Here is a 14,110-nt window from a genome sequence, read left to right on the forward strand (position 1 = left end):
GGCGACGGCCCTACTTCGCTTCCGCCACGACGGCCTCGCGAACCTTGGCGACGATGCCGCCCCAGGTCCCGTTGGCGTAGTGATTGAACGCCTCGCCGTCGTCCCGCAGCTTCACGTCGTGGTTGCTCCACTTGGCCAGGCCGTTGCTCGTCTTGCCCTCGCCCGTGGACAGCGTGCCGCCGCAGAACCAGTCACCGGGGTTGCACAGCGAGCTGCCGGCGCTGCCCGACACGCCGCCCGTCGAGTGGTACGCCACCGCCTCGTCGTCCTGCCCCGGCAGGAACCCCGAGTACAGCGTGCCCTTGGCCGCCGCGTACATGTAGAACTTCACGCCCGCCGTGACGTTGTGGTTGTACATGGCGCGCGCCGTGGTGGTGACCAGGTCACTCACCAGCGGCTCACTCACCGCCCACTCGCCCAGGTCCGCCAGCTCGCTGCCACCGCCAGCGCCGGACGCCACGCGCACCGAGCGGATGTTCCAACCCGTCTGCGTGGTGCCATCCGTGTTGCCACACACGCCGCTCGCGTTGGGCGACGCGTTCTTCTTGGCGCGCTGGCTCGTCCCATACAGCGCGAGCGCATAGCCGATCTGCAAGTCACCGGCGCTGTGCGCGGCGATGTAGCACCAGTTGTTGCCCGTGCAGAAACAGTCGAGCGCGTCGCGGATGCGCGCGTTCTGCCCGCCGATGCGCTCCTTGCCGTTCCAGTTCACCGCCTTCTTGTTCACGCCCGCCGCGGTGCCAGCCGGCCCCCAGTAGCTGAAGTCGGCGTAGTTGCCCGCCTGCGTGGTTCCACCGTTACGTCCGTGAATCCACAGCGTGTAGTCGGTCGCGAAAGCCTGCGTACCGAACAACAGCGTTGCTGCGGCAACCGCCGTACCCATCAGCTTCTTCATCGTGGAACGCCTCCGGCTCGGAGTGGGGGAGCTGCCCGTCGGGTGGGGAACCGGACAGGGGAGCGTCCACTCTAGAGTCTCGGGGTGTAAAAGGTCGAGAACACGGAAACCGTGAACCGGGCGCAAAACCTGACGCGCCGCGTCGACCCCTGTCACATGGGTGAGTTGTCTCACCGGGTGTCGGAGACGAAGCGCTCCAGCCGTGACAGGGCCTCCGGCAGGCTGGCGCGGCCCAGGCCCAGGCGGAAGTGATTGCCGGGGAAGTCATAGACGTCTCCGGGGAGCAGCAGCACGCCCTCGCGCTGGACGAGCGCGTCGGTGAACCGGGCCACGGGCTCGTCGCGGAGCAGCTTCGGGAAGGCCACGCTGCCGGCGCGTGGACGCACCCAGTGGAACGTGTCCGCGTGGCGCGCGAAGAACGCGTCCAGCAGGGCCAGGTTCGAGGCGAGCAGCGCGCGGCTTCGCGCCAGCACGCGCTCCTTCGCGCGCAGGGCGATGAGCGACAGCACCTCGCTGGGGGCGCTGTTGCAGATGGTCGTGTAGTCCTTGTACGCCATGCACCGGCGCAGCACGTCCACGTCGCGGCAGGCGAGCCACCCCACGCGCAGCCCCGCGAGGCCGAAGGCCTTGGACATGACGCCCAGGCTGAAGGCGCGCGGCGACAACGACACGGCGGCGGGGAGCCGCGCCGACGCGTCGTGCTCCAGCAGCCGATACACCTCGTCGGAGAGCAGGTGGATGCCGCGCTCGTCGCACAGCGCGCACAGCGCCTGGAACGTGGCCCGGTCCGGCAGCGCGCCGGTGGGGTTGTGGGGGAAGTTCACCACCACCAGCTTCGTGCGCGGCGTGAGCGCGCGGCCAAGCGCCTCCACGTCCAACGCCCAGCCGTCCTCCTCGCGCAGGGGCAGCAGCGTCACGTCCGCGCCGGTGGCGCGCGCCACCTCGTACAGCGACTGGTAGCCCGGCCAGGTGACGACGGCGTGGTCGCCTGGGCCCAGCAGCACGTTCATCAGGATGAACACCGCCTCCTCGGCGCCCGCGAAGGTGAGCACCTCGTCGGCAGACAGGCCCGGGTAGAGCGCGGCGATTTCGTCGCGCAGCACGGGCAGCCCCGGGGCCTCCGTGTAGCCGAGCGTGAGCGCCTCCCATCGCCCCAGCGCGTCCGAATCGGCGAGCGCCAGCAGCTCCTTCATCTTCCAGCCCTCGATGTCGGAGGAGCACAGCGTGTAGGGCGCGGCGAACTCCCAGCGCGCGAAGTACCGCTCCAGCTTGAAATCGGGGATGCGCATGAGAGCGACTGTCTGCCCTCTCGGGGGGCCCGCCGTCCAGCGACAGCCGCTCGGGACGTTCTCCTCCAGGCAGGCGGACGACGCGCCGGTCCGGGTGGGCGCCGGCGGATGCATAGCTTGAAGAGCGTCCCTTCAGTCCCAGCCCCTTTCGCGGGAGCCTGTATGCCCACGCATGACATTCCCCTCACCCTGCTGGACCCGGATGGCGGGTGGATCAACGCGCCCGTCCACGTCTCGGAGCTGGACGAGCTGCCGGTGCTCCTCCACTTCTTCTCCCTGGCCGAGGACGCGGACGCCAACGACTTCTCGTCCCTGCGGCGCTTCCTCGCGGAGTTCGGTCCGCGCGGGCTCAAGGTCATCGGCGTGGACATCACCCACTCGGCCCGCGAGCTGCGCGACACCAACGCGGTGGAGGCCTTCGCGCGCGAGCACGGGCTCATCTACCCCATCGCCGTGGATGACGGCTCCATGGCCCAGGCGTACGGCGTGAAGCAGACGCCCGCGTGGCTCGTCTTCGACGCGGACGGACGGCTGCGCCACCACCTGTGCGGCAAGGACGCGGCCCGCCGCGTGCGCCCGCTGCTCGAGCGCTTCACCCAGTACGACACCTCGGCCGCGGCTCCCGCGCCCTGAAGACTTCCCGGAGGTCACATGGCTGGCTCGCGCAAGAGCAGAAGGGCGTCACGCTTCACCCCTGGCACGCTGGCGGCGGCCGGCATCGGCGCGGCGCTGGGGCTGCGCGGGCTGCTCAAGCGTCCGCGCTATTCGTTCGAGGGGCGCACGGTGCTCGTCACCGGAGGCTCGCGCGGCCTGGGGCTGGTGCTCTGTCGGCAGCTGGTGCGCGAGGGCGCGCGCGTGGCCCTGTGCGGCCGGGACACGCAGTCGCTGGAGCGGGCCCTGGAGGAGCTGGAGCGCGAGGGCGGCGAGGTGCTCGCGCTGCCGTGCGACGTGCGGGACTCGGTGCAGGTGGAGGCGATGGTGAGCGCGGTGCTGGAGCACTGGGGCGCGGTGGACGTGCTCATCAACAACGCGGGCACCATTCAAGTGGGGCCGATGGAGTCCATGACGGTGGAGGACTTCCAGGACGCGGTGGACACGCACCTGTGGGGCCCCCTGTACACGACGCTCGCCGTGCTGCCCGCGATGAAGCAGCGGCGCGAGGGGCGCATCGTCAACATCGCCTCCGTGGGCGGCAAGCTCAGCGTGCCGCACCTGCTGCCCTACTCCGCCAGCAAGTTCGCGCTGGTGGGCCTGTCGGATGGACTGCGCGCGGAGCTGCGCCAGGACGGCATCCTCGTCACCACCGTGTGCCCGGGCCTCATGCGCACCGGCAGCCCGCTCAACGCGCGCTTCAAGGGCCAGCACGAGGCGGAGTACGCGTGGTTCTCCATCAGCGACTCACTGCCCGGCGTCTCCGTGAGCGCCGAGCGCTCCGCGCGCCTGATTCTGGACGGCTGCCGTCGGGACGACGCGGAGGTGCTGGTGGGCGCGGCCGCGAAGCTGGGCGCGGTGGGCCGCGCGCTCGCGCCCGGACTCACCGCCGCCCTGCTCGCGTGGGCCAACCGGCTGCTGCCGCAGAGCAGCAGCCAGGATGCCCACCGGGGCGTCGACAGCGAGACGCCCCTCACCCGCTCCTGGCTCACCGAGCTGTCTCGCCGCGCGGCGGAGCGCAACAACGAGCGCGACGTGCCCCTGCACTGACAGGGGCGGCGGGCGTCAGTCCTGCGCCATCTCCATGGCCCAGTGGCCCCGGTGCTCGTACGCCAGGGCGAGCTGCTCCTCGAGCGCCGCGAGCATCTTCGTGTTGCCCTCCTGCGCGTAGCCCTGGAGCGCCTGCTGGCAGCGCGGCACGCGCGACAGGAACTCCTTGAGCGCGTCCACCGTCAGCGTCTTCACGTACATCCCGTACCCCAGCTTCTCCAGATACAGGGCGTTGATGACCTGCTCGAACTGGCCCTCCAGCGGGATGCTCAGCACGGGCTTGCGCAGGTAGACGGCCTCGCTCATCAGCGTGAAGCCGCCGCTGGCGACGACTCCGCGCGCGGTGCGCAAATCGTCGATGAAGCCCTTCTCGCTGAAGGGCCGGTACGTGAGGTTGCCGTCCACCAGGTCCTCGGTGAGGTCCCTTCGCAGCCCGTACACGCGGCAGGGGATGCCCGCGGCCTTGAGGATGTCCGGCAGCGCGGTGTTGGTGGTGGACGTCTGGTACACGAGCAGGTGCTCGCCGGGCTCCGACTTCGCCTCGATGATTTCAGGCCGGAGAATCGACGGGGCCAGCGTGGTGCGGCGCTTGCGCGTCGGCGGGTAGAAGAACGTCGTCACCAGGTAGTGGAAGGCGCCCGGCAGCTTCGCCTTCACGATGGCGCGCGAGGTCTCGAAGCTGTCCTCGTACCCGGCCAGGAGCGACGGCTCGTGCTGACAGCGGTTGATGACCTGCATGTTGTCCACGCTGATGACGGGCAGCCGGTGGGTGCGCGCGAACAGGTAGCTGAAGGTCTCGAAGTCGCTGACGACGACGTCGGGCTTGAAGTCGTCCACCAGCTCGAAGTACTGGCGCACGTTCTGCGGCCAGCCCTTCACCGCGCCGGTGAGGTTCTGCAGCACTGTCTGCCACTTCTTCACCGAGTTGCCTTCGTACGCCAGCGTCAGCCCCCAGATGCCGTGCACGTTCTGGAAGCGCTTGGCCAGGTAGTCCTGGGCCCGTCCGGAGACGACGATGTGGACCTCGTGCTTCTTCGTGAGCTCCTCGAGCAGCACGCGCGAGCGCGTCGCATGGCCCATGCCTTCGCCGACGACCCCGTAGAGGATTCGCATGGTGCGCGAGCATACGCGGCCTGCCCCTCGCCCGTTGAGCCCGCCCGCCGCTCGCGGCTATAGCTACCCACCCACCATGCCCTCCGCTCCGCCGCCGCCCCCCAAGCCCTCGCTGCCGCGCGCCGCCGCCCTGGGCCTGGCCGGGGGTCTGCTCCTCGGCGGCCTGGGCCTCTTCGCCGCGGGCCTGCGGGGCTTGTTCGGCACGCTGGAGTGCGCGGGGCTGTCCGGACCCGAGTGCGAGCTGCTCCAGCAGGCCACGCACGAGCTGGGCCGCTTCCAGAGCCTCGCGGGCGGCGCCCTCGTCGCCCTGGGCAGCGCGCTCTTCGTCCTGGTGCGTCGTCGCCCGCCCGTCCCACCCGCCGCGCCCTGAGCAACGGCCCTCCAGGGCCCTCGTCCTTCTTTCGCCCGACAGCCGGCCGACTTGGAGGGTTAGTTCATTTGGCGGTGTGACGTAGGCTGACTAATTAATAGTGGCCAGGCCATTAGGTTCGGGAGTAGGGAGCGGCCATGCAGCTCGAGTCCCTGAAAATGTTCTGTGATGTGGTGGAGACCGGCTCTTTCTCGCGAGCGGCGCAGCTCAACCACGTCACGCAGTCGGCGGTGAGCCAGCAGATTCGCGCGTTGGAGAACCGGTACGAGCAGAAGCTCCTGTCGCGCAGCGCCCGGCAGGTGACGCCGACGCCGGCGGGTGAGCGGCTGTTCCGGGGCTGCAAGGAGATTCTCGCCCGCTTCGCGGAGGTGGAGCAGGAGATTCGCGAGCAGGCGACGGAGGTGGCCGGCACGAGCACCGTGTCCACCATCTACTCGGTGGGTCTGCACGAGCTCAACGCGGTGCAGAAGCAGCTGCTCAAGGCGCACCCCAAGGTCAACATGCGGCTGAACTACCGCCGCAACGACCAGGTGTACGACGACGTCATCCTGGGCGCGGCGGAGATTGGGATCGTCGCGTATCCGCAGCCGCGCGCGGGCGTGGACATCCTGCCCTTCCGCGACGACAAGCTGGCCGTCGTCTGCGCGCCGGGCCACGCGTTCGCCTCCAAGGCGAAGGTGAGCCTCACCGCGCTGTCGGGCGTGCCCTTCATCGCGTTCGACCGCGAGGCGCCCACGCGCAAGGCGTTGGACCGGCTCTTCCGCGAGAAGAACATCGACATCAACCCGGTGATGGAGATGGACAACGTGGAGACCATCAAGCGGGCGGTGGAGATGGGCCTGGGCGTGGCCATCCTGCCGGTGTCCACGGCGCAGGGCGAGGTGAAGGGCGGCTCGCTGGTGGCCAAGCCCTTCGCGGAGGGGCCCGTGTCGCGGCCCATCGGCCTGCTCATCCGCAAGGGCAAGTACCTGGACCGCGCCTCGGCGGCGGTATTGGAGGCGTTCAAGGCCGCCGCCAACCTGCCCGTCACCGAGGACGCGTAGCGCGGCTCAGTAGAGCTTCCGGAGGCGCGCGGCGAAGAACCCGTCGAAGCCCTCCGGTCCCGGCAGGGTCCTCAAGTAGGCCTGGGTGAGCGGCAGCTTGAGGCCCGGCAACACGGGCGGCTCCGCCGTCCACTCCGGGTGGCTGCGCAGGAACATCTCCACCTGGTCCTGCCCCTCCTGCGGCTCCATGGTGCACACCGCGTAGACGAGCAGTCCGCCCGCGGGCACCGACTCCTGGCAGTTCTCGAGGATGCGCCGCTGCAGCGTGGCCAGCCGCGAGAGGTCCTCCTCCTTGCGGCGGTAGCGCAGCTCCGGGTGACGCCGCAGCGTGCCCAGCCCCGAGCACGGCGCGTCCACCAGCATCGCGTGGAACTCGCCCCAGGCCTCCGGGAACGGCTCCGCGGCGTCGTGCGCGTAGGCCTTCAAGCGCGACGTGAGCCCCAGGCGCTTCGCCTCGCCGTCAATCTTGCGCAGCTTGTGGGCGTGCAGGTCCACCGCGACGACGTCGTGCTCCTGCGCCAGGTGACAGGACTTGCCGCCGGGCGCGGCGCACGCGTCCAGCACGCGCGCGGACGCGGGGATGGCGCCGTACACGCCGACGAGCTGGGCGGCCTCGTCCTGCACCTGCCACAGGCCCTCCGAATAGCCGTACACGTCCTCCACCCGGCCCACCGGCGGCAGGATGATGCCCACGGGCGACAGGGTGGCGGCCTTCGCCTCCACGCCCACCTCCTGCAGCTGGGTGAGCAGCGCGTCGCGCGTCACCTTCGCGGTGTTGGCGCGGATGACGACGGGCGGGGACTGGTTGTCGGCCACCAGCATGGCCTCGGCGCGCTCGCGGCCGAACTGGCGCAGCCAGCGCTCCACCAGCCACTGCGGATGGCTCTCGCGCACGGACAGGTGGTGGGCCACGTCGGACGGCGAGGGCAAGGGCGGGGCGGGCAGCTCCGCGAGCTTGCGCAGGATGGCGTTGGTGAAGCCCGCCGCGCGGGTGAGGCCGACCTCCTTGAGCGCCTGCACCGTCTCCGCCACCGCCGCGCGCGCGGGCACGCGGGTGTGGAAGATTTGATACGCGCCGATGCGCAGGGCCGCGAGCACGCGGTCCTCCATGGCGTCCAGCTTGCGGTCGGCGAAGCGGGTGATGGCGTAGTCGAGCGCGAGCTGTCGGCGGGTGGTGCCGTAGGTGAGCTCCGTGGCGAGGCCCGCGTCGCGCGGGTCCTTGGGCGGTGACTCGGACAGCATCGTGTCCAGCACCACGTTGAGGTAGGCGTCCGTTGCGCGGACGCGCGCCAGCACGAGGATGGCGAGTGCGCGGGGATTCATCCTTCGTCGAGCCGGGTCATCAGGTCCACGAGCTGCTCATCGGAGAGCCGCGTCGCGGGAAGGTGGGACAGCGTGAGGCGCTGGAGTTGCTCCTCGAGCAGGGCCCGCTGGCCTTGCTCCGCGGGCAGTCCGCGCTGGAGGGCCTCATAGCGGGAGCGCGACCAGGAGGCCAGCTCCGCGGCGGTGAGCCGGCCCGCGAGCCGCTCGGAGACCTTCTGGTGCACCAGCGCCCGGGTGAGCAGGTCCGTCGTCACCGAGGCGGACTTCGCTCCCCGCCCCAGCGACAGCGACTTGCCGCCCTTCGGCTCGGGCGCGGCGTCCTTCGACGTGGACGGCTTGCGGCCCAGCATCTTGCCGCCCTTGGGCTCCGGAGCGGCGGCCGCGTCCGAGGAGGACTTGCGCCCCAGCGTCTTGCCCGGGGCGAGCGCCAGCGCCTTCGCGGGAGCGGCCTTCGACTTCCTCGGGGACCGGATGATGTCGTCGTCCTCGTCGTCGGCGGACGTGCTCGTCCCGGCGCTCCCGGGCGTGAAGACGCCGCTGGCGAAGGTCTCCAGCGCCTCCAGGTAAGGCTCGAAGCCGCCAGCCCCGTGCACCTGGAGGACACACGCCTCGGCCACCACGGACTCGCGCGCGGGCGGCCGCAGCATGACCTCGATGGCGGGCAGCCCCACCAGCTCCAGGCCCTCCTTGAGCGCGTACGAGCCGAACAGGCCCGCCGGATTGACGAGGATGCCGTCCACCTTCTCGCGATGGGCGGCGAGCGCGTCCAACAGCACGCCCTCGTGGTTGGACTGGAGGAGCGTCAGCTCCATCCCCAGCGACTTCGCGCGCGCCTTCAGCGCGGCATCCAGGTCCGAGAGCCCGCGCCCGCCCTCGCGTACGCCCAGCAGGTTCAGGTTCGGCCCGTGCAACACCAGCAGTCTCATACCCATGCGCCTGTACTCGAAAGAGTCCGTCTCGTCGTGGCCATCGACTAGGTGCCGAACGGCTGGCTGCCCACGGCCAGCTTGTGGCCCGTGAGGAACTCCGCCGCCTTCATCACCCGCTTGCCTTCCAACTGGATGTCCAGCAGCACGAGCGAGCCCTCGCCACACGCCACCTCGATGCCCTCCGCGCCCGCGGACAACACCGTGCCCGGCGCGCCCTTCCCGTCCGCCACCTTCACGCGGTGCACCTTCACCAGCTTGCCGCCCATCGAGGTGAACGCCCCGGGCCACGGGGTGAAGGCGCGCAGCCGCCGCTCCAGCGCGATGGCGGGACGGGTGAAGTCCAGCTTCCCCTCCTCCTTCTCGATGATGGGCGCCAGCACCATGCCCTCCGAGGGCTGGGGCACCGGCTTCAGCGCCCCGCTCAGGTACGCCGGCAGGAACTCGCGCAGCACCTCGCCGCCCAGCGCGGCCAGCTTCGGGTACAGGGTGGCGCTCGTGTCCTCGGGGCCGATGGGCAAACGCTTCATCGCGAGCACGGGGCCGGTGTCCAGCCCCTCGTCCATCACCATCAGCGACACGCCCGTCTCCGTGTCCCCATGCGCGATGGACCACTGGATGGGCGCGGCGCCCCGGAAGCGCGGCAACAGCGAGCCGTGCACGTTGACGCAGCCCTTGGGCGGCAGGTCCAGGATGTCCTTGGGGAGGATGCGGCCATAGGCCGTCACCACGCAGATGTCCGGAGAGAAGCGGCGCAGCTCCTCGACGAACGGAGGCGTGCGCAGCTTGGCGGGCTGGAACACGGGCACGCCGCGCGCGACGGCCAGCTCCTTCACCGGCGGCGCCGTCACCGTGTTGCCGCGCCCCTTGGGCTTGTCCGGCTGGGTGACGACGGCGACGACGTCGCCCAAATCGAAACAGGCTTCGAGCGAGGACACGGCGAAATCCGGCGTGCCCATGAAGACGATGCGGGGTCTGCTCATGTGGTTCGGGCTCTCCTCGGGGCAGGCTTCAAGCCACGGACTTGAAGGTGCTCGCGGTGGGATTGTCCACTGCTTGACGCTTGCGCGTGCACAGCGCGGACAGGGTTTCCAGCGCCTCGCGCGCCTCGGGGGTGGTGGCCACCGGCTTCAACGCGGCCAGGGCGCCCTCCAGGGCGTGCGCCTCGTCCGCCTCGCGCTGGCGGATGCGGTCCACCGCCTCGCTGAAACGGTCGAAGAAGCGCTTCAGTTCGTCCTTCTTGCGCAGGGGCCGCAGCCGGGGATAGCGCCCGGCGGCCAGCGCGGCGACATACAGGCTCATCACGTGGACGGGGCCCGCCACCCGATGGGTGAAGAGCAGGCCGAACAGGCCCAGCAGCGCCCCCAACCCGACCGAGCCCAACACGGTGAGCCACAGGATGGAGTCACCCGCGCCCACACCTGTGTCCACCGAGGTGGCATGGAGCCGATGCGTCAGGGCTCCGAACACCGCCACGCTGCCCGCACCGATGCCAGCCAGCAGAAGGATGTACTTGAGCTGGAATTCGCGGTCGAGCAGGTAGGTCCGTCGGGTGTAGCTCGGGCGCGTCGCCTTGTGAGTGTCGTCGGACATGTCGTTGACCAGCGTACCCCAGGTGACCTGGGTGGTTTGCTTCCTTCGTGACAGGAGGTTTACGACTCCCGACAGGACAACCCCGCAGACGACGCCCAGGAGCCTCGATGAGCCGCCCCCTCGCAGCGTGGTGTGTTGCCGCCGTTCTCTGTTTTGTCGCCTGTAAGTCGGATCCGAACACGCCCGACTACTGGGCGGGGACGCTCCAACAGACGCGGCGAGCCGAGGACCGCGTGCGCCTCATCGAGGCGATGCGGACGAAGACCAAGGTCAACGAGAGCTTCCTGCCCATGCTGCACGAGGCGCTCTCGCAGGAGCGCAAGCCCGAGGTGAAGGCGGCGCTGGCTCGCGCGATTGGCGACGTGCACCACGCCTCGTCGGTGGAGGCGCTGTCGGCGGCCATCGACCCGGCGGCGGGTGACATGTCCTCGCAGCTGGCGAACAAGGCGATGGTGACGGCGCTGGGCGCCATCGGCGACGTGCGCGCCGTGCCCGCGCTGGTGCCGCTGCTGAGGGCCAAGGACACGTACGCGCGCATCGAGGCCATCCAGGTCCTGGGGAGCATGAAGGCGAAGGAGGCGGTGGAGCCTCTCATCGTCCTGGCCACGGACGAGGGCGTGGAGCCATTCCTCAACAAGAAGGCCATCGAGGCGCTGGGCCACATCGGTGACGGGCGCGCGGCGCCGGCGCTCATCCGGATGCTGACCAAGGAGCGCAAGGGCAAGTCCTTCTACGTGGAGAGCAGCTTCGCGCTGTTCCAGCTGGGCCAGCCCGCGGCGGACGCGCTGCTGCCCGCGCTGGAGGGGCGTGACGCGGAGCTGCTCGCGTGGGCGAAGACGAACGGCGTCAACCCGGCCAGCTACCCGATGAAGGCGGCGACGGTGCTCGGTGACCTGCGCGAGAAGCGCGCGGTGGAGCCGCTGCTCAAGCTGCTGTCGTTCTCGCACTCGGACGTGCAGATTCAGTCGTTGGTGCGGATGCAGGCGGCGGACGCGCTGGGCCGCCTGCGGGCGACGGAGGCGGTGAAGCCGCTGACGACGCTGGTGCTGGAGACGGACCCGACGGTGCGCGACGCGTACGTGAAGGCGCTGGTGCGGCTGGGCGGTCGCGACGCGCTGCCCTCGCTGGAGAAGGCCGCGAGCACCGGCGACTGGTACGCGCGCGAGGTGGCGGTGAAGGGGCTGGCGATGTTGGGTGACGCGCGTGAGCAGCCCCTCCTCCAGAAGCTGGCCACCGGCGAGCCCGCGCGCACCGCGGCCGACTGCAAGGCCACGCAGGAGGAAGGCTGCGAGGACGCGGCGGGGCTGGGCAAGAAGCGCGCGGACGCAATCACCGCGCACGCGGCGTTGTTGGAGGCGGGACAGGCGTGCACGGGCAACGCGGGCTGCTGGGTGCAGCGCATGGACAAGGCGACCAAGCCGATGCTGGAGCGCGCCGCGCTGGAGGTGGGGCGCGCGGGCTCGGCGGAGCACGCGCCGGCGCTCGCCGCGAAGCTGACCGAGCGCGACACCGAGGTGCGCCTGGCGCTCATCCTCGCCATGGGGTGGCTGGTGGATGGCTCGCAGGACGCGGCGAAGAAGGTCCGCGAGACGTCGCTGCCGGACCTGCGCAAGCAGCTCCAGGCCGAGCAGGGCGTCACGCATTACGCCAGCGTCAACGAGGACCTGCGTCGACTGCTGGCGCGCATCGAGCGGACCTGAGTCGAAGGCTCACCCCGTGAGCTGGGGCGCCGCGCGCACCGTGGCCTTGTGGAGCACGGTGAGCTGACGCACCAGCCGGTCCATCTGGGTGCGGGAGAGCACGTCCAGGCTCTCCTGCGCCGCGGACCGGGGCAGCGGAGACGGCGCGCGGCGGTGCTCCACGGCGAGCGCCAGGTCCTCGAGCACATTGCCCGCGTAGCCGATGACGGGCGCCAGGTCCTTGCGCCCCTGCCGACTGGCGGCCAGCGCCGTCACGGCCGAGCCGAAGCGCCGGGCATACGCGAGCAGCGCCATCGCGGGTTCGAGCTGTCGCGAGGAGCCGCGCCACTCGGAGAGCAGCCGCTGGAAGGAGGCCTCCGCGGACAGCAACTGGAGGCCCAGCTTTCGCCGCGCCTCGCGCACCTGGGGCTCCTCGTCCGAGCGCGCGGAGGCCACGCTCAAGAGATAGTCGCGGTCGGCGCGCAGTGCGTTGGCGACCTCCTCCGGGAAGCGTGAGTGCTCGGGGCTGGGCCACAAGAGCCACGCGCCCACCAATGCCAGCACGCCGCCGAGCAGCGTGTTGATGACGCGCACTCCGGCGAGCTCCCAGTCCCCGGTCTGAATCTCCGCGAGCAGCACCAGCGCGGGCGCGAGCAGCACCTGGAAGGCCGCGAGGCTCATGGGCTTCACGGCGATGGCCACGGCGAAGAACGCCATGATGGCGCCGAGCAGCACCACGGGGTCTCTCACGAGCGCCACCAATCCCGCCGCCAGCGCGCCGCCGAGCAGCGTGCCCGCCGCGCGCTGCACACCGCGCTCGAAGGTCATCCCCGAGTAGGGCTGGAGCACGACGATGACGGTGATGATGACCCAGTAACCGTGATTCAAGCCGAGGCCCCGCACGAGCGCGGTGGCGAGCGCGGCGGTGATGCCCAGGCGAATGGCGTGGCGGAAGATGACGGAGTCGGTGCTCCAGTTGTCGCGCAGGGGCTCGAGCAAGGGACGGCTTCGCGCCGACGCGGGAGGTGGTCCCATGGGCAGGTCGGACTCGACGGGGCCACCGTCCTCCAGGTGGTTGGCGACCTCCAGCAGGGCCTCCGAGTATTCGCGCAGACGGACCAGCAGGGTCTCCGCATGCGAGTACGCGGCGCGCGCGGAGTCGGGCAGGTCTGCCTCGGTGACGAGGGATGCGAGCGCGCGCCGGACGCGGTCCGTGCTCCAGACCGAGGGCTCCACGTCGCGCTTCTCCTGTTCCAGCGCGCGGGCGATGTGCAGGAGGTCTCGCGAGTGGTCCGCGAGCGCTCGCTGAATCTCCGCGCGCAGGGCATGGAAGCGAGGCTCTCGGGGCGCGAGTTCCAGCGTCTCCGGCAGCGCGACCAACATCGCGAGCAGCGCGTCCGCGCCTTCGAGCAACACGAGCAGGTGCTCGCCCCGGTTGCTCTCGCCCGCGCGGGTGCGGCGGGTGGAGGCCAGCACGCTTCGCGCGTCCTCGAGGGACATGCGCACGCGGGACTCCCAGTCGACCACCTCCACGAGGTTGGCGGGTGGAGGCGGGCCATCGAGTGGCCAGCGTCCGACCTCCTCGGCGCGAGAGGCCAACGCGCGGTAGCAGCGGGAGATGGCGAGGCGCGCGGGTCGATAGGGGCGCAGCGGCCAGAGCACCAGCGCGAGCATCATCGCCCACAGACCCCCGAGGATGAACAACCCGGAGCGGGACAGCGCGTCGGAGAGGCCCTGCGCGGGCAGCGCCAGTGAGACGACCGTGTAGTTGGCGAGCACCACGCCCATCAGTCCGGGGGTGTCACCATAGGAGCGCGCGAAGCCGCACGCCGTCACCCAGACGAGGGTGAGCAGGACATCCGCCCAGTCGGGGAGCTGCAGCGCGGAGACGAGCCCCATCACCGCCCCCAGGAGCGTCATCGCGCCCATGGTGACGGCCCTGGCGCGGTAGGGACCGCCGCGGTCCACGAGCGTGACGAAGAGGCCGGCCATGCCCACCCACGTCACGGCGGGCAGATGCTGGGTGGCGGCGACCACCATGGGCAGGCCCACGGCGAGCGCCGCGCGCAACCCCGCTCCGAGCGCGGGACGCACGGGCTCCACCCGGACGAACGACTCCAAGTGGCGCCGGAACACATTCATGGAACTCGCGACTCCCTCATCACGCCCTTCTCCCTC

13 protein-coding genes are annotated in these 14,110 nt (G+C 70.6%); 5 read left to right on the top strand and 8 right to left on the bottom strand.

Annotation, left to right across the window (positions count from 1 at the left end; all coding sequences use genetic code 11):
- Positions 1-10: 10 nt before the first annotated feature.
- Positions 11-895 carry a hypothetical protein gene (locus LXT21_RS05390; protein ID WP_254037013.1) on the bottom strand — a complete coding sequence of 295 codons (885 nt, stop codon included), beginning with the start codon at positions 893-895 and terminating at the stop codon, positions 11-13.
- Between the two features lie 170 nt (positions 896-1,065).
- Positions 1,066-2,184, bottom strand: coding sequence for an aminotransferase class I/II-fold pyridoxal phosphate-dependent enzyme (locus LXT21_RS05395; protein WP_254037014.1), 1,119 nt, complete (start codon positions 2,182-2,184; stop codon positions 1,066-1,068).
- Positions 2,185-2,346: 162 nt separating this feature from the next.
- On the opposite strand from LXT21_RS05395, the gene LXT21_RS05400 reads away from it, so the two are divergent.
- Positions 2,347-2,817: a peroxiredoxin family protein gene (locus LXT21_RS05400; RefSeq protein ID WP_254037015.1), complete on the top strand. Its 471-nt coding sequence runs from the start codon at positions 2,347-2,349 to the stop codon at positions 2,815-2,817.
- Between the two features lie 18 nt (positions 2,818-2,835).
- Positions 2,836-3,885 (top strand): SDR family NAD(P)-dependent oxidoreductase, encoded by a 1,050-nt coding sequence (locus LXT21_RS05405; RefSeq protein WP_254037016.1) that lies wholly within the window; start codon positions 2,836-2,838, stop codon positions 3,883-3,885.
- A gap of 15 nt (positions 3,886-3,900) precedes the next feature.
- Here LXT21_RS05405 and LXT21_RS05410 read toward each other — a convergent pair whose 3' ends face one another.
- Positions 3,901-4,998 (bottom strand): MJ1255/VC2487 family glycosyltransferase, encoded by a 1,098-nt coding sequence (locus LXT21_RS05410; RefSeq protein WP_254037017.1) that lies wholly within the window; start codon positions 4,996-4,998, stop codon positions 3,901-3,903.
- On the opposite strand from LXT21_RS05410, the gene LXT21_RS05415 reads away from it, so the two are divergent.
- Together LXT21_RS05415 and LXT21_RS05420 are read left to right on the top strand one after the other, a co-directional pair.
- Entirely contained in the window at positions 4,997-5,368 is a 372-nt protein-coding gene (locus LXT21_RS05415; RefSeq protein WP_254037018.1) for a hypothetical protein, read from the top strand. The two genes, LXT21_RS05410 and LXT21_RS05415, sit on opposite strands and share 2 nt — an antisense overlap.
- Positions 5,369-5,505: 137 nt before the next feature.
- Entirely contained in the window at positions 5,506-6,411 is a 906-nt protein-coding gene (locus LXT21_RS05420; RefSeq protein WP_254037019.1) for a LysR family transcriptional regulator, read from the top strand.
- A gap of 6 nt (positions 6,412-6,417) precedes the next feature.
- Here LXT21_RS05420 and rsmB read toward each other — a convergent pair whose 3' ends face one another.
- Genes rsmB through LXT21_RS05440 form a run of 4 tightly spaced genes read right to left on the bottom strand, consistent with a single transcriptional unit; the run spans position 6,418 to position 10,253 of the window.
- On the bottom strand, positions 6,418-7,734 hold the full coding sequence (gene rsmB, locus LXT21_RS05425; protein ID WP_254037020.1) for a 16S rRNA (cytosine(967)-C(5))-methyltransferase RsmB: 1,317 nt from the start codon (positions 7,732-7,734) through the stop codon (positions 6,418-6,420).
- Positions 7,731-8,666, bottom strand: coding sequence for a type II 3-dehydroquinate dehydratase (locus tag LXT21_RS05430; RefSeq protein WP_323394115.1), 936 nt, complete (start codon positions 8,664-8,666; stop codon positions 7,731-7,733). The genes rsmB and LXT21_RS05430 overlap by 4 nt, the downstream gene beginning before the upstream one ends.
- 41 nt (positions 8,667-8,707) lie before the next feature.
- On the bottom strand, positions 8,708-9,643 hold the full coding sequence (fmt, locus tag LXT21_RS05435) for a methionyl-tRNA formyltransferase (protein WP_254037021.1): 936 nt from the start codon (positions 9,641-9,643) through the stop codon (positions 8,708-8,710).
- 28 nt (positions 9,644-9,671) lie between these two features.
- A complete protein-coding gene (locus LXT21_RS05440; RefSeq protein ID WP_254037022.1) occupies positions 9,672-10,253 on the bottom strand; it encodes a signal protein in 582 nt (193 codons plus the stop codon).
- A gap of 107 nt (positions 10,254-10,360) precedes the next feature.
- Here LXT21_RS05440 and LXT21_RS05445 point away from each other — a divergent pair, with 107 nt between their 5' ends.
- Positions 10,361-11,953 (top strand): HEAT repeat domain-containing protein, encoded by a 1,593-nt coding sequence (locus LXT21_RS05445; RefSeq protein ID WP_254037023.1) that lies wholly within the window; start codon positions 10,361-10,363, stop codon positions 11,951-11,953.
- Between the two features lie 9 nt (positions 11,954-11,962).
- Here the strand turns inward: LXT21_RS05445 and LXT21_RS05450 are convergent, their stop codons facing one another.
- Entirely contained in the window at positions 11,963-14,074 is a 2,112-nt protein-coding gene (locus tag LXT21_RS05450) for an FUSC family protein (RefSeq protein ID WP_254037024.1), read from the bottom strand.
- Positions 14,075-14,110: the final 36 nt, after the last annotated feature.

It is taken from the genome of Myxococcus guangdongensis (assembly GCF_024198255.1).
Classification (GTDB): domain Bacteria; phylum Myxococcota; class Myxococcia; order Myxococcales; family Myxococcaceae; genus Myxococcus; species Myxococcus guangdongensis.